Source organism: Glutamicibacter sp. FR1, assembly GCF_047300825.1.
GTDB classification, from domain to species: Bacteria; Actinomycetota; Actinomycetes; order Actinomycetales; family Micrococcaceae; genus Glutamicibacter; species Glutamicibacter nicotianae.
Genome location: NZ_CP178603.1, coordinates 19,742 through 42,668, shown reverse-complemented (window position 1 = coordinate 42,668; position 22,927 = coordinate 19,742). Strand labels below are relative to the sequence as shown.

General features: G+C 53.7%; 19 protein-coding genes and 1 pseudogene. 11 read left to right on the top strand and 9 right to left on the bottom strand.

Going from position 1 to position 22,927, the window contains the following annotated elements; genetic code table 11:
- Positions 1–156 precede the first annotated feature (156 nt).
- The 4 genes from ACLQ8T_RS16575 (at position 157) to ACLQ8T_RS16560 (ending at position 4,358) form a co-directional block, all read left to right on the top strand.
- The gene (locus ACLQ8T_RS16575; RefSeq protein WP_413456515.1) at positions 157–1,359 is read left to right on the top strand and encodes a hypothetical protein; all 1,203 of its coding nucleotides are present in this window, start codon (positions 157–159) and stop codon (positions 1,357–1,359) included.
- A gap of 62 nt (positions 1,360–1,421) precedes the next feature.
- Positions 1,422–1,697 carry a hypothetical protein gene (locus ACLQ8T_RS16570; RefSeq protein WP_413456514.1) on the top strand — a complete coding sequence of 92 codons (276 nt, stop codon included), beginning with the start codon at positions 1,422–1,424 and terminating at the stop codon, positions 1,695–1,697.
- A 115-nt stretch (positions 1,698–1,812) separates the two neighbouring features.
- Positions 1,813–3,438, top strand: a complete 1,626-nt coding sequence (locus ACLQ8T_RS16565; RefSeq protein ID WP_413456513.1) for a hypothetical protein — start codon at positions 1,813–1,815, stop codon at positions 3,436–3,438.
- A gap of 2 nt (positions 3,439–3,440) precedes the next feature.
- The gene (locus tag ACLQ8T_RS16560) at positions 3,441–4,358 is read left to right on the top strand and encodes a hypothetical protein (RefSeq protein WP_413456512.1); all 918 of its coding nucleotides are present in this window, start codon (positions 3,441–3,443) and stop codon (positions 4,356–4,358) included.
- Between the two features lie 781 nt (positions 4,359–5,139).
- On the opposite strand, the gene ACLQ8T_RS16555 is transcribed toward ACLQ8T_RS16560, so the two are convergent.
- The 9 genes and pseudogenes from ACLQ8T_RS16555 to ACLQ8T_RS16515 all read right to left on the bottom strand — a co-directional run bounded on the left by ACLQ8T_RS16555 (position 5,140) and on the right by ACLQ8T_RS16515 (position 15,501).
- Entirely contained in the window at positions 5,140–7,092 is a 1,953-nt protein-coding gene (locus ACLQ8T_RS16555) for a hypothetical protein (protein WP_413456511.1), read from the bottom strand.
- Between the two features lie 240 nt (positions 7,093–7,332).
- Positions 7,333–7,581 (bottom strand): hypothetical protein, encoded by a 249-nt coding sequence (locus ACLQ8T_RS16550; RefSeq protein ID WP_413456510.1) that lies wholly within the window; start codon positions 7,579–7,581, stop codon positions 7,333–7,335.
- A gap of 252 nt (positions 7,582–7,833) precedes the next feature.
- Positions 7,834–8,841 (bottom strand): DUF4113 domain-containing protein, encoded by a 1,008-nt coding sequence (locus tag ACLQ8T_RS16545; RefSeq protein ID WP_413456526.1) that lies wholly within the window; start codon positions 8,839–8,841, stop codon positions 7,834–7,836.
- A 178-nt stretch (positions 8,842–9,019) separates the two neighbouring features.
- The gene (locus ACLQ8T_RS16540; RefSeq protein WP_413456525.1) at positions 9,020–10,354 is read right to left on the bottom strand and encodes an MFS transporter; all 1,335 of its coding nucleotides are present in this window, start codon (positions 10,352–10,354) and stop codon (positions 9,020–9,022) included.
- Between the two features lie 2,240 nt (positions 10,355–12,594).
- Positions 12,595–12,924 (bottom strand): helix-turn-helix domain-containing protein, encoded by a 330-nt coding sequence (locus ACLQ8T_RS16535; RefSeq protein WP_413456509.1) that lies wholly within the window; start codon positions 12,922–12,924, stop codon positions 12,595–12,597.
- 2 nt (positions 12,925–12,926) lie between these two features.
- Positions 12,927–14,012 carry a tyrosine-type recombinase/integrase gene (locus tag ACLQ8T_RS16530; RefSeq protein WP_204677448.1) on the bottom strand — a complete coding sequence of 362 codons (1,086 nt, stop codon included), beginning with the start codon at positions 14,010–14,012 and terminating at the stop codon, positions 12,927–12,929.
- Between the two features lie 179 nt (positions 14,013–14,191).
- A pseudogene (locus ACLQ8T_RS16525) lies at positions 14,192–14,488 on the bottom strand (hypothetical protein); the annotation flags it as partial.
- The gene (locus ACLQ8T_RS16520; RefSeq protein WP_413456508.1) at positions 14,467–14,847 is read right to left on the bottom strand and encodes a LexA family protein; all 381 of its coding nucleotides are present in this window, start codon (positions 14,845–14,847) and stop codon (positions 14,467–14,469) included. The gene ACLQ8T_RS16520 and the pseudogene ACLQ8T_RS16525, both read right to left, overlap by 22 nt.
- A 279-nt stretch (positions 14,848–15,126) precedes the next feature.
- On the bottom strand, positions 15,127–15,501 hold the full coding sequence (locus tag ACLQ8T_RS16515) for an ArsR/SmtB family transcription factor (RefSeq protein ID WP_413456507.1): 375 nt from the start codon (positions 15,499–15,501) through the stop codon (positions 15,127–15,129).
- 98 nt (positions 15,502–15,599) lie between these two features.
- Here ACLQ8T_RS16515 and ACLQ8T_RS16510 point away from each other — a divergent pair, with 98 nt between their 5' ends.
- The 7 genes from ACLQ8T_RS16510 to ACLQ8T_RS16480 all read left to right on the top strand — a co-directional run bounded on the left by ACLQ8T_RS16510 (position 15,600) and on the right by ACLQ8T_RS16480 (position 22,915).
- Complete coding sequence (locus ACLQ8T_RS16510; RefSeq protein ID WP_413456506.1) at positions 15,600–16,826, top strand: MFS transporter; 1,227 nt, start codon at positions 15,600–15,602, stop codon at positions 16,824–16,826.
- On the top strand, positions 16,823–17,392 hold the full coding sequence (locus tag ACLQ8T_RS16505; RefSeq protein ID WP_413456505.1) for an NAD(P)H-dependent oxidoreductase: 570 nt from the start codon (positions 16,823–16,825) through the stop codon (positions 17,390–17,392). The genes ACLQ8T_RS16510 and ACLQ8T_RS16505 overlap by 4 nt, the downstream gene beginning before the upstream one ends.
- Before the next feature lie 197 nt (positions 17,393–17,589).
- On the top strand, positions 17,590–18,615 hold the full coding sequence (locus ACLQ8T_RS16500) for a LysR family transcriptional regulator (protein ID WP_413456504.1): 1,026 nt from the start codon (positions 17,590–17,592) through the stop codon (positions 18,613–18,615).
- 245 nt (positions 18,616–18,860) lie between these two features.
- Complete coding sequence (locus ACLQ8T_RS16495) at positions 18,861–19,847, top strand: NAD(P)H-dependent flavin oxidoreductase (protein ID WP_413456503.1); 987 nt, start codon at positions 18,861–18,863, stop codon at positions 19,845–19,847.
- A gap of 49 nt (positions 19,848–19,896) precedes the next feature.
- Positions 19,897–20,487, top strand: coding sequence for a hypothetical protein (locus tag ACLQ8T_RS16490; protein WP_413456502.1), 591 nt, complete (start codon positions 19,897–19,899; stop codon positions 20,485–20,487).
- 36 nt (positions 20,488–20,523) lie between these two features.
- Positions 20,524–21,972 carry an FAD-binding protein gene (locus ACLQ8T_RS16485; protein ID WP_413456501.1) on the top strand — a complete coding sequence of 483 codons (1,449 nt, stop codon included), beginning with the start codon at positions 20,524–20,526 and terminating at the stop codon, positions 21,970–21,972.
- Positions 21,973–21,982: 10 nt separating this feature from the next.
- Positions 21,983–22,915 carry a hypothetical protein gene (locus ACLQ8T_RS16480; protein ID WP_413456500.1) on the top strand — a complete coding sequence of 311 codons (933 nt, stop codon included), beginning with the start codon at positions 21,983–21,985 and terminating at the stop codon, positions 22,913–22,915.
- Positions 22,916–22,927: the final 12 nt, after the last annotated feature.

The following is a 22,927-nucleotide window of genomic DNA, read 5'->3' as shown; positions in this document are numbered from 1 at the left end:
CCTGGTTCATTCAAGAGGCCTCCTGTCATCCATAACCTGGATGGCAGGAGGCCTCTGTGGTGACGAGAAAATTCTTAGGCGCTCTTGTGACCGATTTCAGCAGATGCTGAGGCTATCCCTTTCCCGTATGGCAAACCACGACGAGGGGATGGAATCATGTGTCGAGATGATCGCCGCTGCCCAGGGCAGAATTGCACTAAAGCTCGCGAAGCACACAACAGGCGGCGCCGAGATAATCGAAAAATCAAGAAGAACATTGAAGCGTGGGCAGGTAATGAAGAAAACCTAGACTTCAATGACGTCAAAGGAAAACCTGCAGACCAACTGAAAATCTGGGCCAAGGACCATGGTGCCCCTGCTGAAGTGCTCTTGGCAGGCACATATAGACCTGGAGTCGATGTTCAGAACGATAATCTTCATCGCCCCGCCCCGGAGCCGTTCAGAGACGGCGGCATGGCCGGCGGGTTTGCCGGTGGCGGGGCTGGGCTCGGAGGCGGTGGCCGAGGGGGTATGGGCGGCGGCCGCGGGGGCAATAGTGGCGATGCCGGTGATCCCGTGCAGGGCGGCAATAAAGAACCTCTTACGCTGTGTGGCATCACTGTGTCTGACAGTGATCGTAAATATGTTGAACCGGTCAAGGACCAGATCCAGGCTTTGGTTGATGTTCAAACCTCGTCGGGCACTTGGCAAGAAGGGGCTCTACTAAGGCGCGGCGAAACAATACGCATCATTGGCGAAGGAGTTAATACGACCAAGAAAATCAAGATCGGTCGGGACGATGAACATGGATACTTCAAGCCATTCTCCGACCTGGACCACTCGACGGCCGCGTTCTATGGTCAAGATAAAGCTCTGCAGCCAATCCACGAAGCGGCGGCTTGGCAATTCGCCAAAACCATGGGCCCTGAATACGCACAGTTGATATCACCTTGCATCATTCGAGAAGTCGATGGCCAATTGGGTTCGGTATCGTATGGACAATCTGGGCGGGTTTCAAATAACACAGGAATCCCCTTGAGCGATCTTCCCAAAGACCAGGTCAATAATCTTGCCTTCTACGACGCGCTTATCGGACAGCAAGATAGGCACGGCGGCAACTTCATTGTCGATAACCGCGGAGTTGTGGGTATTGATCACGGATTCACATTCGCCCGTAATCGAGACAGAGTCAATGCTTCAAATTTCCAACGCTATCGCAAGCAGCGTGAGCCGGAACTGACGCAAAATGAGTTCCAATTGCTTGTTAAGATCACCAAATCCGATGATTGTCTGGGTATGAAAAAAATCATCGGTACCAAGCGCGCAGACTCGCTCAAACGTAGGGCGGAAGCGATGTTGAAATCAGGAAAAATCCTGTAGCGATCACTATCAACAGCAAACAATTTATGCTAATCTAGAATAGCATATAGAAAGGAGTGGACATGCTTACACTCAAATTTTTCGGACTTCGCGATGGGGACCAGGATGAGGTCCTAGCCACGCTCACCCTCAACGACGACCTTACCCATGAGATTACCGGGAAGGCGCCGGACGTCATTGAGCTGGACCTCAACACTGTAGCTGCAGATGGTTCAGGATTTGTTTCTTTCTCAGAGAACCCAGTGCTCTGGGCTCGCTCCATTCAGACAACAATCCGCGGCCCATATCTTTACACCAAGCTCGAAGAAGACACCTTCCCGGAAGCAGCCACAAAGTAGGCGAAGTAGCCTTCTGCTCTAGATTTAAGGACCCCTGACGATGCGCCCTCAACCTTGGCGAAACCTCGCGGACCCCCCTACCCTCTGGATTGATTTCCGAGGCCAGAGGGGCGTCATGCAGAACGGCAAACCAGTAATCGCCAAGGTTGGCGCGCGTCGCAAGTCACCCAATCTGCAGGACATCCTGGATACAGCTTTAGCCGAAGGCGCTCAACGAGTCATGTTCACAGGCAACGTCCCTGGAGCAGACCGCGGACAGCGTCACTGGCTCCTCGTTCAAACCCCTGGCTGGAATGGCCTCGGACACTGGATGGGCAAACCTGTCACGGGACGGTTTGAACACATCAACACCGGCCGACGGGTTGAAATTCGTACAGCTGCTGAATGGTTCGGCAATACTCCACTTACTCCGAATAAAGCCAAAGATGCCTGGACAGCTCTAAAGGTCATGATCGACGAGGCCTTTGAAGGTGCTCCAATTGCGCTGAGCCCAGCCGGAACAGGGACCAACCTTTGGGCCTTTTCTTTGCCGCGCAATCTAGATCCCATTCACCTCACTGAAGATATCGCTGAGGAAATCCACCGCACTTCAGGTCAGCATCACTTAGAACATCTTGTTGCAGGGCCTTCATTTTCCAAACATGAAGACTGCATCCCCCTGGTTGATCCTACTAAGACACCAGAAGCCGATGAGTTTGCCTACGTGGATGCCAGATTCATGTACGCGGCCCTATGCCGCGAGCTGGGGACTGGCCCTGGAGTCAGGCTCAATAGATCAGCTGCGAATGATCTCTTCGAGCACGAACCTTATGCCCGCGGAAGGCTTCTCATCAAGTACACGGTTCCCGACACATGGAATCACGTGGGGATCTTTGGCGTGCAGCACCAAAACGCTGACGACGGCTGGTACTACCCAAATCGTCCGGGTGCCACAGCAGTCACATGGGCTGATACCTCTGAGATTCATGTAGCCAGGAAATTCGGGTGGCTCATCGAGCCTATCGAGGGTATCCGATTTGAAGGACACGCGGAGCGAAGCCGCAAAGACGCTGGCCATGGTCTAACCACCGCTCGACCGCTCGATACATTCGCCAAGCGAATTATCCGTGCTCGCGAATGGGTGCAGAATGATGACGAGATGGATCCGACAATACGCGCTGCAGTAGCAGCTGCAATCCGAGCCATTCTGATTCAGACCATTGGCGCCTTTGCGTCTCGTGGCCGCTCCAAGTCGATTGTCACCGGCAGTGTGCAGGACCTACCGTCCTACGCTCAAGGTGAAGCCAAGCCCCAAGGAAAGCTCTGGGTCTACAAAGAGCGTCAACAGATGAATGAGCGGAGTTACCAGTTCTATCATCCAGAGTATGCTGCTCAAATTTGGGCTAGAGGCCGTGCACGAGTGCTACATTGCCCTACTTCAGATCGCAAGGTCATGGGTGGAGCCCTTAGCGTCGATCCTTCGACCCTTCTGGGCATCAATGGCGATGCTATCTACACGACGACTCTTCCAACCTGGTCGCTGCCAACAGCTGATGGAGGGTTCGATGACGGCCGTGTAGGGAGGATGCGCCTTCAAGGCTACTTGCAAGGTTCATATAAAGTCCCGACTACTCGTGAGGCCAGGAATAAGCTGCGCAAACAATCGTCTGAAGCAGGAGCTTTGTGGGAGCGCTCGTATAACGATTCGGAATTCGAGATTGCTGATGACGATGCCATTTACCAACCAGCTGAAGAGGCATAACGATGTCCAAGCAATATGGGGACTTCACACCTTCTGAGCTAGTCGATGAGATCCGCCGAGTCTTTGACGCAACGTGGAAAGAAATCGGCGATATGATCGAGCGCTCTGAAAAGATGGCTCGTAAGATCTCCAAGGGGGAGACTAGTGGCGAATCCTATCGCGAAGCGCTATTGGAGATTCTGCAGCATGGGCGAACTATCCATGTTCCTGCACGAAGGAGAAACAAAGCAGGACAGTTAGTTAAGGTCCGTGCTAAGCGGAACGCTCCTGAGCCTGTCGTGACTCCTGTCGAACATGAACCAGAGCATGAAGATTTTGATGACGAGAATCAAGAAGAGCTCGATGCCGCAGAAGATCGTTCGAAAAGCTTAGTTAAGAAGCGCCGGAGAAGGTTTTTCAAGAAGACTACGGTGATGCCCAACGGTGGACGTAAACACGTCATCACGATGCCTAAAGGAAAGCGATCAAAAGGCCATCTACAAGGTATGGCTACTTTCCTGGACACGATGCGCCGCGCTGCCAAGGGTCAACGAGCTCGAGACAAACGTGGAAAAATCGGCGTCACCTTCGATCTGGGAAATGGTGATCTTCGCACCGTCGAAATCGGTAGCCACGACGGTTATCACCTCTCAGACGTCCTCTCTGATATTCGAACGTTTAAAGACGGAGATGTAGAAGCCTGGATTAAAGATCAGCTCATGGAACGGTACAAAGGAGAAGATTTTGATCCTGATGACTATTCAATTGTGCAGACTGACATCACAATTTACGACGCTGCCCGAGGCAAGGAAGAGCGTAAGGCGCTGGATCAGCAGGACGCTCGACGTTGGAATCGCGACAAGAAGGGCAATCGCCTGATTGATCCGCAACCACCTTCTGGACGAAAATCACGTCGGCGACGAAGGAATCGTGATCAATGATAGTCAGAGTAGGGACATACCAGCATGGCTGACCAAGACAGGATCGAAGAGTTTTTGAGTGAAGCCCTGCACCGGCTACTGCCGGCTGATGTTTCCGTTGACTCGGCCAAGCTAGCCCGCACTCTCAGGGAGCAACTAGTCGATACTCAATGGCTCGCGCAGCGCCTAAATGTGTCCGAGGCTGTAGCTAGGGTGCAGCGCAGTAGGTGGAAGGATTCGTTCCCTAGCCCGGTCGTGCAACGGCCTCTTTTGCATCTGAAACATGAGGTAGAGGAGTTCATTCAGACACGTGAGCTCTATAAGGGCCCAGGCAAGCCCCTGAATGCGACGCGACGCAGTGAATAGAAAATACGCAGGTGGGGCCAGAAACAAAGCGTTTCTGGCCCCACCTGCGTTTAGTTGTCTCACACAAAATTCGACGTTCCCGAAACTGCGTGGTGCTTTGCATATCGGCTACAGATTTCAGTTCGAAGTACGGAATTTTTAAGAAGCATCCAGTACATTTCTTCTGCGATTACAGGCGCAGGCTCGTTTCCGGAAAGCTCTCGTATCAAGCAGGTTGTCACAGCCCAATGGGCTACCTCGTTCAAGTCGAGGTCGACGATCTGATCCACTGTGCAGGAGTACGTCACCCATTGCAACACTTTGTTCACCGTCCCTGGACGCCTATGTAGTGAAGAAGAATTCATTTGCGAGTAGAGGGGATCTCCCAATCACCTATATGCTAATAAAGATTAGCATAATTAGATGTCAAAGAGAATGATCAGTCAGATTGAAAAGACTAGGCCGCGATCCGTTCGTAAGGGCGAAGGAGCGAGATATCGACAAGGGAAGCCTCGCTATCCGCACCTGGATGGACCCAAAAGTAGTCCATCTCCGCATCATAGAGCTCATACTCATCAAGAGGCCTGAAATCCTCTTCTGGACGATACCTCGGGGGAGGAGGCCCCACTATGGCCTCCTCAGTAACCGGGTCGAAGATTTCGCGCTCATTCACCGGCGCCAAGTAGTAGCGACTTCCAGGAACTCTAGCCAGGTACTCATGCCAGGCCTTACGATCAGCACGGTATCGAGAGATCTGCTCAGTCATTTCATCAAGCACACCAAGCATGTTTGCGAGTTGCCGAAGATTCGCTGAAATTCGTATGCGCCACACGCCATGGTCAAGATAGACCATGCCTAACGACGACATTTCTTTCAATGCTTCGTACACAGCTGTCGCAGAGAGGCCCGTAGAACGAGCTAAATCTTTTCTCGACTGGTAAGGGGTTTCCTCAATCGACTCATACACAAGTGCTGTAACAGGCCCTAGAGCGCGAAATACAGGGCGAATTGAGTAGATCTTCCCTTTAGCCAACCGCCGGTCGTTTGCAACCAGCCGATCAGCAGATTCCAAACGGAGCTCATACTCATCTGCCTCGCCAAGATACCCCTTCTTCGTCTTGACAACAGGGGCTCCTGGAATCTGAACAAGCTCCTTAAGCAGCTTAGAAATCGTGGCGAAGTGCATGCCAGTCGCAATAGCTAGTGCCCTACACCCAACAGCAAAGCGAGTCTGCCCTGTCTTATGAGCAAACTCGAACAATGCCCGCAGGAGTACCCGAAGATAAATCCCGGATCGCATCCGAGAAAGCCGCTGGTCGAAAAGATCAATCAGAGCCCTCATCTTCCGAATCTCCCTATGAATACCCCCCCGCTGTGAGTTAAAAGTGTCGTTCATGTTGTTTTTACGAACAGGGATAAAACCCTTGCTGACATGACGTTTTTCTACAAAAGACTCAGCTTTCAAGATCTCGGCTTGAAGTCGTGTGTGTTTAGCATCCGTTGAGTACTTGGAGTACAAGGCGGCAAGCCCAGGAAGTCGACCAGAGGTCATTTCGTTGTCGATCTGGTGAATGTCCCACCCGGACGATACAAGCGAGCAGATAACGGCCATGCGAGCTTCAGAAGGGGATGCATAAGAGCCTTCGAAAGGTGCTCCTTCTGCGATGGCGCGGGCCAGTGAAGTTTTCGGCTTGATACGTGCAGCACTTTTGACGGCGGGTTGAGCTGGGGCTGGAGAAGCTGTCCCAGTTTCGAGTACTGCAGCCTTGCTCACAGAGCAGCGAACAGCGTCATCGAGGAGCTGATTGATTGATTCAGCAGTGTTGCGCACTGTGAAGATCATCACTGACCTGTCGAAGCCAGTGACGAGGGTTTGGCTACCACCCTTTTTGTGCCTACTACCCGGCACGCGGATACAGCCATGCTTGGCCACACGATGCGGGGAGGCGTCCAGAGAAGCCCAGTGCGTTGCGAGATGCTCAACGAAGAACCTGGCATCGAGGCAGCTTAGAGTCTCGATAAGCGGAATATAGATGTGGTGGCCACCCGAGATAGAGCGGTCGACTACATACAGAATGTTGAATGAATCAAGCCAAGTCCGGCATTCTTCGAGGTCACCTTCAAGAGAGGGGAACTTCGCATCGAAGTCGAGGCAGATAGTCTGTGCCTGGCCTTCAGCGGAATAGATCATGACTGCAGCTGGACGCGCTGGCGACTCTTCGCTGATAGGACGCTCATTGTTAGGAAGGTACTTTCCTTCGGCGTTCATCCAACGGTAGGTGTTCCGGCCGGCGATTTTGGGTGCGAAGAAGTTCCATTGGGCATCTGCTGAGTCTGTGGATTCGCTCGCAAAATGGTATGTCCCTGTGGACAGAAGGCCCTCAGAGTCTCTATATTTGATTTTAGGCAAAGCGATACCTCCTTTATGGCATAGCAAAGGCCACGGCCCTCCCGAATGGGGGAGCTGTTAACTAAATAGTCCTTTCTTCTTTATGCGGTGGATCGGATTCATATGGATCAATCAGAACGGCAGTTTTCTGGTTGATCGTGAAGGTTAGAAGCCTTCTCTGCATTACTCAGTTGGCGCTAAGTGATGCTTCAGACTTCTAAGATGAGTGGATCGGTTGGCGCTGATCCGCTCATCTTTTGTTTAACCAGCTTTGAGTTTGGGTTCCTCATTCCTTTCGGCTGCTTGCTCAGACAAGAACAAGGGAACCCCGTTTTCGTCGAGGGGTAACTGATCGGCAAGGACTTCGAGGAAGTGGCCGGCGCTCATCCCAGAACGATGAGCGATTTCTTTGAACCTGGCTCGGCTTCCGGCCGAGATGGCATAAGTTGCAGTTACTGCATCTTTTCGCATTCCGTACCCAATCCGAGGGGTCGTTGTTGATGTGCTCATGCCCTTAAACCTAACCGAATCTTTATAACGTGTGAGTGTTGATTCGGGTGTGTCGGACGAAAATTAAGTCTGAAGTGGGTTAATGTCTCGATTTTTTAGGGTCTCCAGAGCTGTCCGACTGCCTCCTCGCCAAGATCTAATTCTTCAAGCATCACTACCGCATGCAAATATACGAGAATGAAATTTTCTGGCGGCACCGTGGAATAGTGTTTGAGGGGTACTCGGCAGGGGGCCTTAGCGCTCCGTTATAGACTAGGCAGCTTTCACGGTGAGAACTTCTGACCAGTGGGTGGTGTATCGCGGGCTCATCATTTCTCTTTTCATCTCCCACACGGGGCCTTGCTGCAAGCCAGCCAGACCTAATCCAATTGACTTCACACCATGTTCTCGTCGGACCTGCTCAACAAGGCTACCGATTTGTTTCTCTTCATGAGCTGAAGCGAAAGTCTCGAAAGTTTCCTGCATTGCAGCCGGTCTCAGGTCAGTGAGCACAACCCCTGCTCTGGCATAGCGCACGCCAACTAAGATCTGCGGCAGCAGGGCTTTGGCTGCCTTGGTAAGCACGACAGGGTCAGACGTTGGACCAGGTAGTTTGATTGTCACTGCTGGCTGGTGCGATTGGTTTTGGTTGTAGTAGCTGGTCATAGCCCACGCGCTCATCACACGTGCGTGTTTCTTGTGACGGTGGAGCCTGGCAGATCCTTGCTGGGCGTAGATCCCCAGAACTTGCTCCATCCCGACTCGATCAGCGATTGGCTCGGCAAATGACCTGGAAAAGATTAGCTGGTCTTTAACCTCGCGTTCTTCTTCCATCGGGATGCAGGGAATGCCGCGCAGCTCAAGGACTGTTCGCATCTGGACGACGGAAAACTTGTCGCGGATTCTTACCGCGTCGGCGTCTCGGAGATCTTTAGCAGTCCAGATCCCCATGCCGCGCAGGCGTTTAGTCAGTCGAGGGCCAATGCCCCAGATCTCCACGGCCGGCAGTCTAGTAAGCAGTGATTCGGTGGTATCCCGCGGTGCTCGATCCCATACGCATACACCATGCAGCTCGGGCACGTGCTTGGCCGCTTTGTTCGCCATTTTCGCCAGCGTTTTAGACCTCGCGATTCCCACGCAGACTGGCAGGCCGGTGAGTCGCAGGACCTCGGCCTTGATCTTCTCACCTAGGACCTGCAGCTCCTCTAGAGTGCCTCTGATGCCTAGGAAGGCCTCGTCGATACTGTAGACCTCCACCCAGGCAGAGAAGCGCCTAAGCAGAGATACTGGTACTGGCGAATATCGATTTGTTCACTATTGAATCGTGTCGATTGCGTTACAGCAGGATATACCCTGCTGGGCGCGTCGTGGGCCTATCACTGCGCTGTGCCAAGACGGAGAAGACGGTGTCACGATGCGCCCAGCATTTTTCACGGGGCTGACTCGGATGGTTTCGTTGCTACGCGTCTTCCTCAGCACCATGACGCGGCATGGATATCCGCATGGCTATCAGTCCTGCCCCGATTAACCCGATGACGGCAAACGTACTACTGAGCAGAAATGGGTCTATTCCGAAAGAAGCTCCAGAAAAGCCGAGACCGATGTAGAGGGTGATGCCTGCTGACCCGCCGAGCTGATCTGCCGCCCGCTGGACTCCAGAAGCTGTACCGGCATCCGATTCGGTCACTCCAGTAACAGCCGCGTACTGAAGCCCGACTAGCCCAAAACCCATCCCTACGGCGATAAGAACCATAGCTGGAATCATCGCAATAGCCGCAGCCTCTACGTAGGTGACGATGGCGATAGCCACCATCCCGAGAGCCGTAAACCCGATGCCGGTCACGGCGCAAAATCGCGCGCCCCATCGTCCGAGGAATCGAGGTACCAAGGTTGCGGCAGCAACAAGCGAGATCGCTAGTGGCACCAGCGTCAGTCCTGTGGTCAACGGACTGAGCCCCAGCCGGTTCTGTAGGTAGAAAGTGAACAGCAAAAACGATGTGGACAAAGCACCGCTGAGCAGAGCAGTCGCAAGATTGGCCCCCACTCGCGTTCGGTTGCGGAAGAACTCCAGGGGTATCAGCGGATTCGTGGCCCGTCGTTCAACGACAACAAACATATAGGCGGCTATCACAGCTCCGATTAGCACGACCACGGCCGCCCAACGGGGGATTCCGTCAGTCTCTCCTGCTTCGACGATCCCGAATACCAACAGAAGTGGCGCAGCTGTCAACAGGACCGAACCAGGAAGGTCGAGTTTCATGCGCCTTCTTGGCTGGTCTGCCGGGATGAGAATGCCCGAAGCGATGAGGACGAACACGATAAAGGGCACCGATACAAGGAAAATCCAGCGCCACCCTAAAAACTCAGTGATGACTCCGGAGAGAATGAAGCCAAGCACCAGCCCGCAGCTAGCAACTGCCGCCCACACACTCAGCGCGCGTGATCGTCCACGACCTTCAGGGAACAAGAGAACAATCACAGCCATTGCGGCTGGCAAAGCCAGCGCTTCGCCTGCCCCTTGAAGCAGCCTCGCGGCTACAAGAATAGGATACGTCGGGGCAAGCCCGGCCAGCAGTGAAGCGAGACCGAACACAGTTGTACCGATCAGTAACAACCGGCGCTGCCCGAGTAGGTCCCCGAGCCGGCCGCCAAGCATTAATAGACCGCCACCGGTGATCGTGTACCCGACGACAACCCATGTCAGTTGTCTAGCATTGGCACCAAACTCGGCACCGATGGACGGAAGGGCAACGTTCACTACGGTCACATCTACCGCGATCAAGAATTGCAACATGGAAAGACAGGCGAGCGTCACCCAAGCCCGCACCGCCGTGGTTTTAAATTGAGAAGAAAGATTAGTGGGAACCAAGTCGTGCTCCATCGTTCAGAAGAACTCCGGGCAGCACTAAGCGCCGCTCCGGACTGGCCGTAGAGCGGCGAAGCATCAAAAGATTAAAGGACTACGTGCTCCGCCGCTAGCGGAGCATCTTCGTCACAGCGGCCGCAGCCGCAGAGGAACCTGCCATACCCTGGATTATATCAGCTCCGTCTTGGATATCTTGCCGGTCAAGTCTTCATCCGTAAGACAGGGTATGTTAACCAGTCGCGGTTTGCTGCTGTTGCCCAGGCTGCAGCTGAGACGGTGGAGATACCGAGCAGATCCGATAAGAGCGGCACGGGTATTTCAGCGGCGAGTTCCAGGAGTGCAGCCGTTCGAGAGCGTTTTACAGGAATGCCTAAACGCCCCAATCGGCTTCCTAAGGCCCCTGCGGTGAGGTGTCTACCTGGCCATCGACCAGGGAATAACCATGTGTCATTTACGTCCCGGTGGGTTCTTGATGGGATCCGATGCAACAACATGACAGCATGCCCGAGTTGTTCAGGCAGCTCAATAGGATCATCGGCGAGGGTTATGGAAACACCCTTCTTGTTGTAGCGCACCGCAGATCGGGGAATGGCGACGATTCGGGATACCGGCTGTCCATATAGCAAGACGAAAAGCCCTGCGACACGGTCTTGTGCCTTTATGGTTTCGTCGCGGAGCAGCCAGCGTGCTAGACGCCATCGTTCATCTGGAGCTATAGCGCTTATGAATGTATTTCTTTGTCGGTATGACGAGACAGCTGTGGCGAGTCCGTTGTCTTTCAGCCATCGTGTGAAGTGACTTATATGATCATGACGATTAGCAGAGCCTGCAACGTAGGCGTCGAGCACTCCTTGGGGCAAGGTCAGGGTCGTATATCCCTGGTCCTCAACGAATTGAAGGTACTCAGCACAGGTCTGGAGTCGAGATCGGAGTCGATGGAACCGGTTATTGGGATCGGTAGGTCGTATCGCGTACCCTGCCCAGGGTTTAGTCGACAGTCCCCACTGCGCGTACCGGCGAAGCAGCAATCGATGGGCTGAGTTGGTCTGTTCCGATAGCCACGAGGTCAGCCAGAGGTAGTATCGTTCCTCGTTGATATCGATGTCTGTCAGCACGCCGGATGTCACGAGCATGCTGAGTAAGAACGTTGCGCCTTGTTTTCCTCCGCATCGGGTAAAGATTGCCTCGAATTCTAGGGGCAACTGCCCGGTGGCTAATTCTCGCAGCACCGCAGCACTGACACGGTTGGTACGTTGCCACCCCACAAGGGAGTCAGCTCGTGTTGTTCCTTCCAGCAAATACTTTTCTAACGGTCGAAGCTCAGGCCGCACAGACCCGTCGGCGTCTGCCAGTATCTTCTGGATAATCTCGGGGCGGTGACATTCGATACACAGGTGGAACTTCCGCATGTTCTCTACGGAACCGCACCCCGGACATGCCAAAACCTCGGGTTGACCTGCGCACGAAGCGCAGCACAACTGTTCGTCAATAATGTGCGTCAGGAATTTCTGTTCACCGCAGCCTGGGCAAGTGCGTGGGTAACGCATCCCGTAGTAACAATTGGGGCAGATCGTCTTGCCCTGAAGATGTAGCGCTATGGGTTTGAGTCGTTGGCAACCAAAGCACTGAGCTTTCGGGGGTTTGTAGCAACGGTTGCACACCAACGTCCCGTCTAAGGCATTCTTGACAGACGTCGTCTCCTGACAGCGATGACAGACCCCAAACGACCGCGGATCGAGCCTCCAACACGGTCTGCAAAAGTATTCTCCTTTGAGGTTTTTATGGATGGGTCGCCGTTGCCCACAGCCAACACAGGGTCTCGCTCGATAATTTCTTTCGCACCGAGAACAGTGGCGACCTCCTTGGGGTGCTCGATGCGGCAACTGCATCTTTCGGCCACAACTCTCACATCCCGGCACTACAATCGCAGCTGCCCCAGCCTCCCTGAGAGCAGCGGTCAAGGCTTGAACCGTCACGGGCACGTTTGCGTCGTCACCAGTCAGAATCCCGGGTCGCTTGCTGATCGCGATGAACAGCCTCCGACGCGTCCGATAGACCGGCGCAATAGAATCGATCATGGCGGCCAGAACACTCGGCGCAATTTCCGGAGCATAGGACTCCAGAATTGCGACAATGTCTTGTGTCACTGTATCCATGAGGAACTTTCGTTAGTGCTTGGGTCGTCTGATCCTGGCCCGCACCGGGCGCAGATCACCAATAGGAGCTTTACTGCCTTCTGCCACGGCTGTCTTCGGTGCTTCGACTTCACGCCGCTCTGTCACAATCAGCTCATCTTTAGAACACTCCAGCGCATCACACAGCGCAGACAACACTTCCAGACTGATGCGGCGAGGTGGCGTTGTGACCAACCGATACACTTGCTCCCGCGACAGCTCAACGCCTCGCTCGGCCAATAAAGGGCGAAGATCAGTCGTTTGGAATAGCCCTTTCGAAGCCATAATGGCTCGAAGGTTCCACGTAGTATGCAGCTCAATCATTCCTACCCCTCCTCCTCGGTAATTTTTCGCAGCGCCTGGGCCAAAATTCTATTCTTGAAATCTCCACTCACGGAGGTATAAATCGAGGTGGTAGACGAGTGCTGGTGCCCCACTTGTTCCTGCACGAAGCGGTCAGCATACCCATGTTCAATCAAATGCGTGACATACGAATGCCTCAGACTGTGCAACGTCAGCTCTTCCGGCAACCCAGCTTCGGCACGAAGCTCGGCAAATCGGCGATCAAGATAACCCCCAGAGATGCGAGTCCGTCGCTCGGTAACCCAAATAGCATCGAGTTCTCCTGGATCAAACCGATCACGGCCTTGTTCAACCCACTGCCGCATACCCGGTACCCACCAATCGAATTCTGGCACGAGCAAAACAGTACGACGTCGAGGTGCACCGCCGCCGGCGGCCTTGCCCCATCGCACATGCAAAGCCGCATAACGTCCCCACTGTTTAGCTTCGGGATTGTAGTGCAGATCCGCAAGATCCAACTGGGCTAACTCATTTCGTCGTAGCCCAAAAGCATAAGCTGTTTTGAATATCTGAGAGTCTCGAAGCGCGGCCAGCGCGCCCTTCTTCCCTGACGCAGCGAGTTCTTCGACTTTGGCATCGGCCGTGTCAAATAGGGTTTCAACCTCGTCGAAGGACAGAGGACGACGTTTTCCAGACCCCTCATATTGAGCCTTATGTGCCACCGTATTCCAGGGCAGACACACCTGCACCGGGTGGCTACCAAACTGGTTTTCACAAATCTCCACCCAGTCATAATTCGGATCAATCAAATACGCACAGAACGTCTTAATAGCATTGTGATTGTGCCGCATAGTTGAAAGCGACTTGAGCCGTTGATCTGGCCCCGAAATAAACTCTTCGACATCTTGAGCATTCCACTCCCACGGCATCCTTCCAGAAAACTCCTGCAACCGCAGGATCAGACGCCGCCGAGTCGCAATAGTCGTGGAACGCAGCCCCCGACTGCGCTGTTGGCTTTCCCAACCACCAAGCATGGCCTCAAACACCGTCGCTTCCGGCGTCACAAACGCCACATTGGACGAGTCCGACACGGCGCGAAGAGTCCGCATTAAATCATCTGAATGTTGCACCACATACAACAATGTAAGGGCGCATGCATCAACGGTCAATAGCCGACCGAGAAGACTTGAACTACACTGGGTAAAACTGCCCTCGCAAATGAGAATGATCGCTTATTGCCGAGTCAAAGAATGATTGCGAGTTGCATTTCGCACAACAGTCGACGGTTCATAACGCGGGAGCTCATCTCACCGTAGAGCTCATAATTGGATGATTTGGCAACGAGACCAAGCCGGTCAGCGTCAGCTGCGAGTTTGAACCAGGCATCGCCCATGCCGATACCCAGGGATTTAGCCTCTGCGGAACGGGCTACGGCGCAGCCGTCGTTATTGCTCAGCACGATGACCGGGCGCTGTTCTAGCTTCGGGTCGAAGACTCGCTCGCAGGACACGTAGAAGCTGTTCACATCTACGTGTGCGATGTAGTCCTGATGAGGATTATCAGTTAATTGAGATGATGAAGACATGTGGTGGCAACTCCCCAAATCCTGAAATCCGATAGCTCAGCAACATGTACGTCGGGATAATCAGGGTTTTCCGCTTTCAGCACTACTCCGGTAGGTCCAATGGAGAGCCGCTTAACAGTCATCTCTCCATCGATCACGGCGATAACCACGTGTCCATCATGCGGTTCAACTGACCGATCAACAATAAGCTCGTCTCCATCACTGATACCCGCATTGCGCATTGACTCACCAGATACACGAACAATGAAGGTCGATACCTGGTCCCTAATCAGCATCTCAGAAAGATCAATTTTGGAATCGCTGTAATCCTGGGCTGGTGACGGGTAACCCGCGCTCACCTTGCCTAGTACAGCCGCCACAACTGCTTTAGCCGAGGAAATTGGCACACACTCAGATATTCGATTGACTATCAATTTACCCCCAATACTTAGAACACGTATTCTAAAATCTGATGGTACAAGTATGCGCCGACAGTATTGCGTGGGCAAGCTGAGGGCGTTGAGTCTCTATCGCTCCGCCGCATGGGAGAGCTGGGGTCAGCTGATCCGCGACTCAACTCATGACGGATCGAATCTTAATAAGCAACGCTTGCAGTGACGAGTTTCGTCAAGGCAGGAATACTTCTTGCGACACTTCGCCTATACGGCTTCCGGGTCTTCCCAATTGGCGATTAGGCCGATGAGGCCAGGGAAGTGGGCGTTCAGGTCTTGCACGCGCACTCTACTGCGACGTTCGAGTCCATACTGGCGCTGGCTGATGAGTCCGGCCTCGCGCAATGCCTTGAAGTGGTGCGTTAAGGAAGATTTTGGTCTATTGAAACCGAACCAGCTGCAAGAATGATCGAAATTTTCAGATGATGTCAGTAGCCTTTGCATGATGCGAAGCCTCAGAGGATCTGAGAGTGCCGCAAGGACCTTCTCTAGTTTGAGCCCTTCGGGCGCCGGCTGAGGGAGGGGTGCGGGTATTCCTTCGGGAGTTTCGTGTTCAGAATATGTGGCAGCTAGCTTCGTCATGACTGCAATATTACCCATAGTTCGAAAATAGTCGTACTTTAATGAAAACTCCGCTACGCTCACTGTTGTACGAGAAAATTCGAACTAAGGAATTTGGTGTGTCAACACAAGCAAGTACACCCAGTCTGACCAAATCAATCGCAGCAGCGCTCGTGGTCATCGCAGTCTTCGCCCTTTCCAACGCCGCAACACCCTTCTACGTCCAGTGGCAGGGCACTTGGGGCTTCAGCTCCGGAACCCTGACGATTGTGTTCGCGACCTATATCGCAGGACTAATCGGCGCACTACTCTTCGCCGGAAGAATCGCTGATAGAAAAGGCCGCAAAGTCGTCCTCATCCCAGGCCTTGCACTCTCCGTTGCCTCAAGCCTCATCTTTCTCACTGCCGACAACGTTCTAGCGCTACTTTTCGCCCGGCTGTTCGCCGGCATCGCGGTCGGTTCCATCGTGACAGCGGGCATGGCTGCAGTCGTCGACCTCGCCCCAGAACACCGCAAGCGCTCTGCCTCACTCATCGCTTCAGCGGCCATGGTTCTCGGAGCAGGAGTGGGCCCACTACTTGCCGGAGCAGCTATCAGCTTCACCACCACCCCGCAGCCAGTGGTCTTCGGAGCCCTTGCAATCACCAGTGCCATCGCACTAGTCATCGCCTGGTCGCTACCCCTGCAGCCACCCGCGAACCCCAGCACGTCTCGGTGGCGTTTCCCAGCGCCCCCAGCGGAAAACAGAAGAGAAATATCTTGGGGAATTGCCACCTTCGCACCAGGCATCACGGCCACGTCCTTCGTCCTCTCACTCGGGCCCTCGGTTCTCAGTAAGATCCTTCACCAATCAGACGCGCTGCTCGCTGGGTTGACCGCTTGTTGCATGTTCCTTGCTGCGACAGGAATCCAATTCGCGCTGGCGAAGCTCTCCACACGCAGCCATCTCCTTCTCAGCTCCAGTGCCGCGCTGGCATCGATGCTGCTTCTTATCGCCACAGCTAGTGGTGCCGGAACCCCTTCCTTGTTCTTCGCCTCAGCACTCCTGGCCGGTATCGCCCAAGGCCTCGGACAACTTGCAGGCCTAACACTCATTTCAACGAACGTCCCGAGCAGCCATCGAGCGGAATCCAACGCAGCACTGAACATCGCAGGATATATCCCCGCAGCACTGCTCCCAGTACTCACCGGGTACCTTGCAGACCAAACCGGCCTGCCTGCCGCCGTCAGCACCTTCGCCGTGATCCTCAGCGCAGCCGCAGCAATAGCCCTTGTCACCGTGCGCATCAGCAGCAAAGCACTCGCGACAACGGATGCAGAAGCAAAGGAGCCTGCAACAGCATGAAAACACTCGTTATCGTGGCACATCCAAACCTGGCAAAGTCCCGTGTCAACCAACGCTGGGTACAAGAATTACGTCAAAACAGCGACGTCACGATCCGGATTCTGGCCGAAACGATCGCTCATGGACACTTTGACATCCCCAACGAACAGGAAGCACTTGAAGCCCATGACCGGATCATCTGGCAATTCCCGTTCTACTGGTACAACTGCCCACCCATACTAAAAACATGGATCGATGAAGTGCTGGAACACGGTTGGGCCTACGGCCCAGGAGGGACTGCACTCGAAGGAAAAGAACTAGGCCTAGCTATATCAACATGGTCGCGGCCACACGACTATACATCCGACGGGAAGTACCACCGCACCATGGAGGAGCTGACCTCTCCTTTTGAAGCCATCGCAAAAAGGGTGGGTATGGAATACAAGCCAGGATTCTTCCTCAACGGCGTGGGGGATAATTCAGACGAGCAGTTGGACGGGAATGCTAAGGAGTATGTTGCCTGGATTCAGTCTTCCTCGGCTGAAGTCTTCAAGGCACCACACCTGTTCTCAGATGCTCCAAGCTGATGAAAATATCAGCGTCATCGAGCGATCGAAAATCTAAGACCATGCATTAAGAGCATTACGCCTTCATGACCTCAAAAGGCATGCGGAACGTGTTATTCACGTCCAGTCCACTTATTTCTGCCAAGCTAGGCCTGTCGCCAGTACGAGCGACAGGCCTAGCCAGCGTCACATGCCTGCGAAGTCTTAATGGAGGAAAAATGAGCGTTATCACTCGTGAACTAGAACAAGATCTCTCGTTGAATTCCGAAGCTCCACTCACTGCTTCATTTGCGGAACTTGAACGCCTTGATGAAGCAATGCTCCATGCTCAGCACGTGGACGATTTTGATATGCGACATCTGCGGTATTTCCTGACAGTGGTCCGCGCTGGATCAGTGTCAGCAGCCGCTCAAGAACTACGAATTGCACAACCAAGCCTTAGCCAACAGATCAAACGACTCGAACAAAGAGTAGGCGCAACGCTCTTCGAACGAAGCGCCCGTGGCATGAACCTCACGTTGAACGGTCGCGCATTCTTACGAGAAGTGCAAAGAATCCCGGGCCTGCTTAGAGGAGCCATTGCAGCAGCATCCCTATCTCCCAGAATATGGACTGTCGGAGTATGCGGTGGAGTCCATACAGAAGTACTCAACGAAGTACAGATTGGCCTCACGGACTCGGCGGAATACCAAGTGAACACCGCTCCAGTTCCACGACTACAAATGAAATCTATCGCGACGGCAGAACAGCTTCGTCTGCTACAACACGGCGAGCTCGCCTATGGGATTGTCCGACTTCCTTTCGTCTCTCCGGATCTCGTGCACACAGTCATCAAAGATGAGGAGCTAGGAGTGGTGCTCCACCGGAACCACCCATTGGCAACCACGGAATGCTTGTCCTGGTCGGAGCTCATTACACAACAATTGATCTGGTACGACGCAGGTTGCGCGCCTGGCTATGCGGAGCTCATCCCAATACAACTGGCAACTATGGGATGGAAAGCCCAGCTGCTCGCAATTGATCAAGAGCAAGACGCACTCTTCATTCATGCGCTAAGAACCACACCTAACCTTGTCGCGCTGAGGCCTCACTCGTCGATTAAAGACGATCAAGAATTGGTGTGGCGAAGATTGCCAACCACAACACCACCCCGCGAGAAAATAGCGCTGGTCACCATGGCAGAAGGGCCCAACGTATACTTCCTGCGCCAAGCAGCTGCCCTGCGCAACTGGCAGTCGGCCTGACCTAGAGGGAAAACAACTTCATACCAGAAACTTAACGCCACGTTACGAGATGCGCGCACTTGCGCAACCCTCGTGACGTGGCGTTAAGTTCATGTTTACGTAATAATAATGCCAAGTCAGAATATAGGTAAAACGCTATACGTCCCATAAAAATTTAGTCTTAGACTGCAACTATCCTCTGGCAATAGCCTCGAATCAACGGAACTTTCCGGCGCATCAAAGCCACACATTCCTTGAGAGGCACCATGATTTCCAACGAACTGACTACTTTGCTAGGGATAGACCACCCCATCATCAGCGCCCCCATGGGCGGAGTCTCGGGCTCATCACTCACAAAAGCCGTTTCCCAAGCCGGTGGACTTGGACTTGTCGGCGTAAGCTACGGCGACGCCAACTTCATCGAGCACAACGTGGCACCTTTGCAAGACCTAACCAACCCGTGGGGCGTTGGCTGTGTCATGTTCACATTCGCTGAACGCCCTGAACTATGGAAGAAAGTTCTGGATTATGCCCCTCCGGTCATCGCGCTTTCCTTTGGCGACGCACACCAAGTGGGCTACTTCGTCCACTCCGCAGCGAACACCGGAGCCAAAGTAGTAGTTCAGGTACACGACGTAGAGCAAGCAATCATCGCCAAAGACGCTGGGGCCTCGGTTCTCGTCGCCCAAGGTGCCGAAGCCGGTGGACACCACAAAACCCAAGCCACCTTGCCACTGATCCCAGCAGTCGTTGACGCTATCGAACATCAGGTCCCGGTAGTAGCAGCCGGCGGATTCGCCGACGGCCGCGGCCTAGCAGCAGCCCTGAGCCTCGGAGCATCCGGAATCATGATGGGGACCCGATTCGCACTATCGCAAGAATCATTAGCAACCCCCGCCTTCACTTCATCACTCCTCAACGCCACTGCACCCGAACTGCGCAATACCCGATCATTTGACGTTGTTCGAGGAATTCCTTGGGACGAGGTCTACACCGCCCGATCGGTAACCAACGACTTTGTCCAGCAGTGGACGGGACGCGACGAAGAACTGGCACAAGCTCGTGCAGCGATCGAACCAGCATGGACCAAGGCCGTTCAAGAAGACGATGCCAATCAAAGAGCGCTTTTCGCAGGGGAAGTCATCGACCTCATCACCGAAGTAGAGCCGGCAGGCGCAATCATCAACAGCACCGTCCAGGAAGCCATCCAAACTTTGGAATTGCTAAACCGCACTATTGCCATTCGCGTCTAATCCTGCCATTTCCAGCAACAAATAAAATCACCACCCCAAGGAGCACACCATGATCCACATCATCAACCTCACCTACCTTGTTTCCCCAGAAGAAATCAAAGAACACATGGTCGCCCACAAAGCCTGGGTACGCACCCATTCAGACCTAGGACGCATCCTACTGAGCGGACCAAACGACAACGGCGGAGCAACGATCATCACTGCCGATCTTGACGAAGAGACGCTGAACGAATTCATCGAAGGGGACCCTTGGAAGGTCCACAACATCGCGTCATTTGAGACCAGCTCCTTTACGGCAAAAAACGTGAGCCCAGGGATCGTCACTACCCCAGAAGCTACCCCCGGAGTCTTTCTGGTCAACGTCGCAACCACCGAATCACCAGAGTCATCGATTGACGCCCTGTCCAAAGCCGTAGAACACGTCTCATCAACCGCTACAGGGTTCCAAGGCTCCCGACTCCTCACCAGCACCGACGGTGACGCAATCATCAACTTGGCCGCATGGAGCGACGAAGATGCCTTCAACAAGATCTTCGAAGACCAAGAATTCCTCGATCGTTACAACACCTTTGGCGAAACCACCACAGGCGCCAAATACCGGCTCTACCGCACTAGCCGAGTGATCTCGCCTAGCAAGTAACCACACCCACAAACGACTCACCACGAGGAAACTCCAATGACCACCGAAATCAACCACGACATTTACGATCTAGTAGTCGTAGGATTTGGCGCTGCCGGACTCTCCACAGCAGTCTCCTATCTCGAAGCAACAGCAGAACGACCAGACAACCCGCGTATCGCAATCATTGAACGCTCCAAGAAAAAAGACCGCGGCGGGGCAACCCGATGGACCGGAGCATTCCTGCGAATCAATCAGGAACGACAGCTAGATACCAACTATGGCTCAAAGTTGTCAGAAGTATCTAACGGGCTAGTCGACGACGCATACTGCAAAGTATTGGCTGAGAAAACCCCAGAAACGATTGAATTCATCGAAAACTACGGGATTAACGTCGTCTTCGAAGACTTCCCACTGCCACACACCTTTGACGCGGGACAGCCATCAATGACCCCACCTGCCAGCCCTCACGGTGGCGGACTATCGATCGTTGAAAACCTCGGCTCTGTGCTCGACCAAGATGAACGCACAGACATCTACTATGAAACAGAAGCGCTGCGGCTCACGACCGACGCTGACGGGAGAATCAACGGACTCCTGGTCCGAAACCTCGACGGAACGACCACCTCTCTGAAGAGCAAGTCCGTGGTTCTCGCCTCGGGCGGCTTCCAGGGAAACCCGCAGATCCTGACCCAATACATCGGCGAGCGAGCCAGTGAGCTGCCGCTGATTGCCCCGGGAATTGCGAATAATCGTGGTGACGCACTGCGTATGGCTACCGAGCTAGGAGCTGATACTGCTGGCCAGTTCGATGGAATTCACGCAGAGCCCGTTGATACCAGGACGTCAAAAGCCGATTCGGTACTGTACGGATTTAGTACCGGAATTTTCTTGAATAGTGATCTTCAGCGGTTTATTGATGAGGGCCAGGACACCTGGGATAACACCTTCGAGAAGGTCGGGTACGAAATTTGGAAGAACCAAGGGCAAGAAGCTTATTGGATTGCTGATGCGAAGACCCTGGAAATTGCGGGAATTTACAACTCGCTTTTGAGCGATGTACCACCTGAACAGGCTGATTCACTTGCTGATCTAGCACTCAAGTTGGATATTGATCCGTCCAAACTTCAGGCAACCGTCGATGAGTTCAATGCTTCGACTAACGATCTTGCATTTGACCCTACTCGCCTTGATGGAAAGTCCACTTCGGGGGCCACTCCTCCCAAATCCAATTGGGCTGTCCCTTTGGATACTCCTCCTTTTATCGGCGTACCGGTCACTGCAGCAATTTGCTTCACCTACGGGGGAGTTCGCACGAACCTCAACGCCCAGGTGGTGACTCCTAACGGCACCCCAATTCCTGGCCTGTATGCGGCAGGAGAAGCTACGGGACTTTATTACAACGAGTATCCACCAGCTACTTCTGTTCTTCGTTCGCTGGTCTTTGGGCGGATCTCCGCCCAGCACATTGCCCATTATCTAGTTCCGCAGCTGGCTGTTCTTTAGGAGACGCTGTATGAAAATCACGAACATTGATGTGACCCTGCGTGATGGTGGGTATCGGAACAATTTTAATTTCTCATTGGACTATGCCAAGAGCCACGCGCGACTCAGTGCGGAAGCTGGATTCGACTGGGTCGAAATTGCCTATCGCAATGGATCCTTTAGCCAGACGCCGAATCTTGGACTGACTGGGCGCGGTGACAATGATTTCATCCAGGCCATGTCCCGAGAGATCGGGGCTGAGCGAGTAGCCCTGATTCTTCACCCGAAGAACATTTCTGCCCCGGATTTACCTGAGATGTATGCGGCAGGAGCACGGTTGGTGAGGATCATACTCCCACCGCACAACTATGAATCAGGGCTGGCTTTTATCCGGCAAGCCCGAGAAATCGGGTTCACAGTCGGGACGAATTTCGCGAGGATTACTCAGTGGCCGGCACGAAGGATTGCCGAAGTTGCCTCAGCGGCCACTGATGCTGGCGCCGAGGTTGTGTACTTGGCCGATTCGAACGGCAGCATGTCCCCAAGCCAGGCCATCTCGATGACAACGTTGATTCAGAGCCTCACTGGGCAGCCGATAGGCCTTCATACCCATAACAATCTCGGCTTGGCGCTGGCCAATACGATTGCCGGTGTTGACGCCGGTGCGACGTGGGTTGATTCATCGTTGCAGGGCATGGGGAAGGGCCCGGGCAACCTCATTGCCGAACAATGGCTTGCTTACTTAGAACGTACCAACCTTGCGGCAGCTCAAAAGCTCAACCTCGGAGCGCTTTTGGAGCTGGCAGACCAGCTGCTGGCAGCTGTGCCACAGAGCCAGCCATCCTTGCCACTTCCAGATCTTGTTTTAGGGCACTACGATCTTTCGGTCGAGCACCGCAAAGCAATCTTGGGACGCCATAGCGAAGCTATAGCAACTGCAAGGTCCCTTTCGGGGGCCAAATGACAAGCGCCTTGA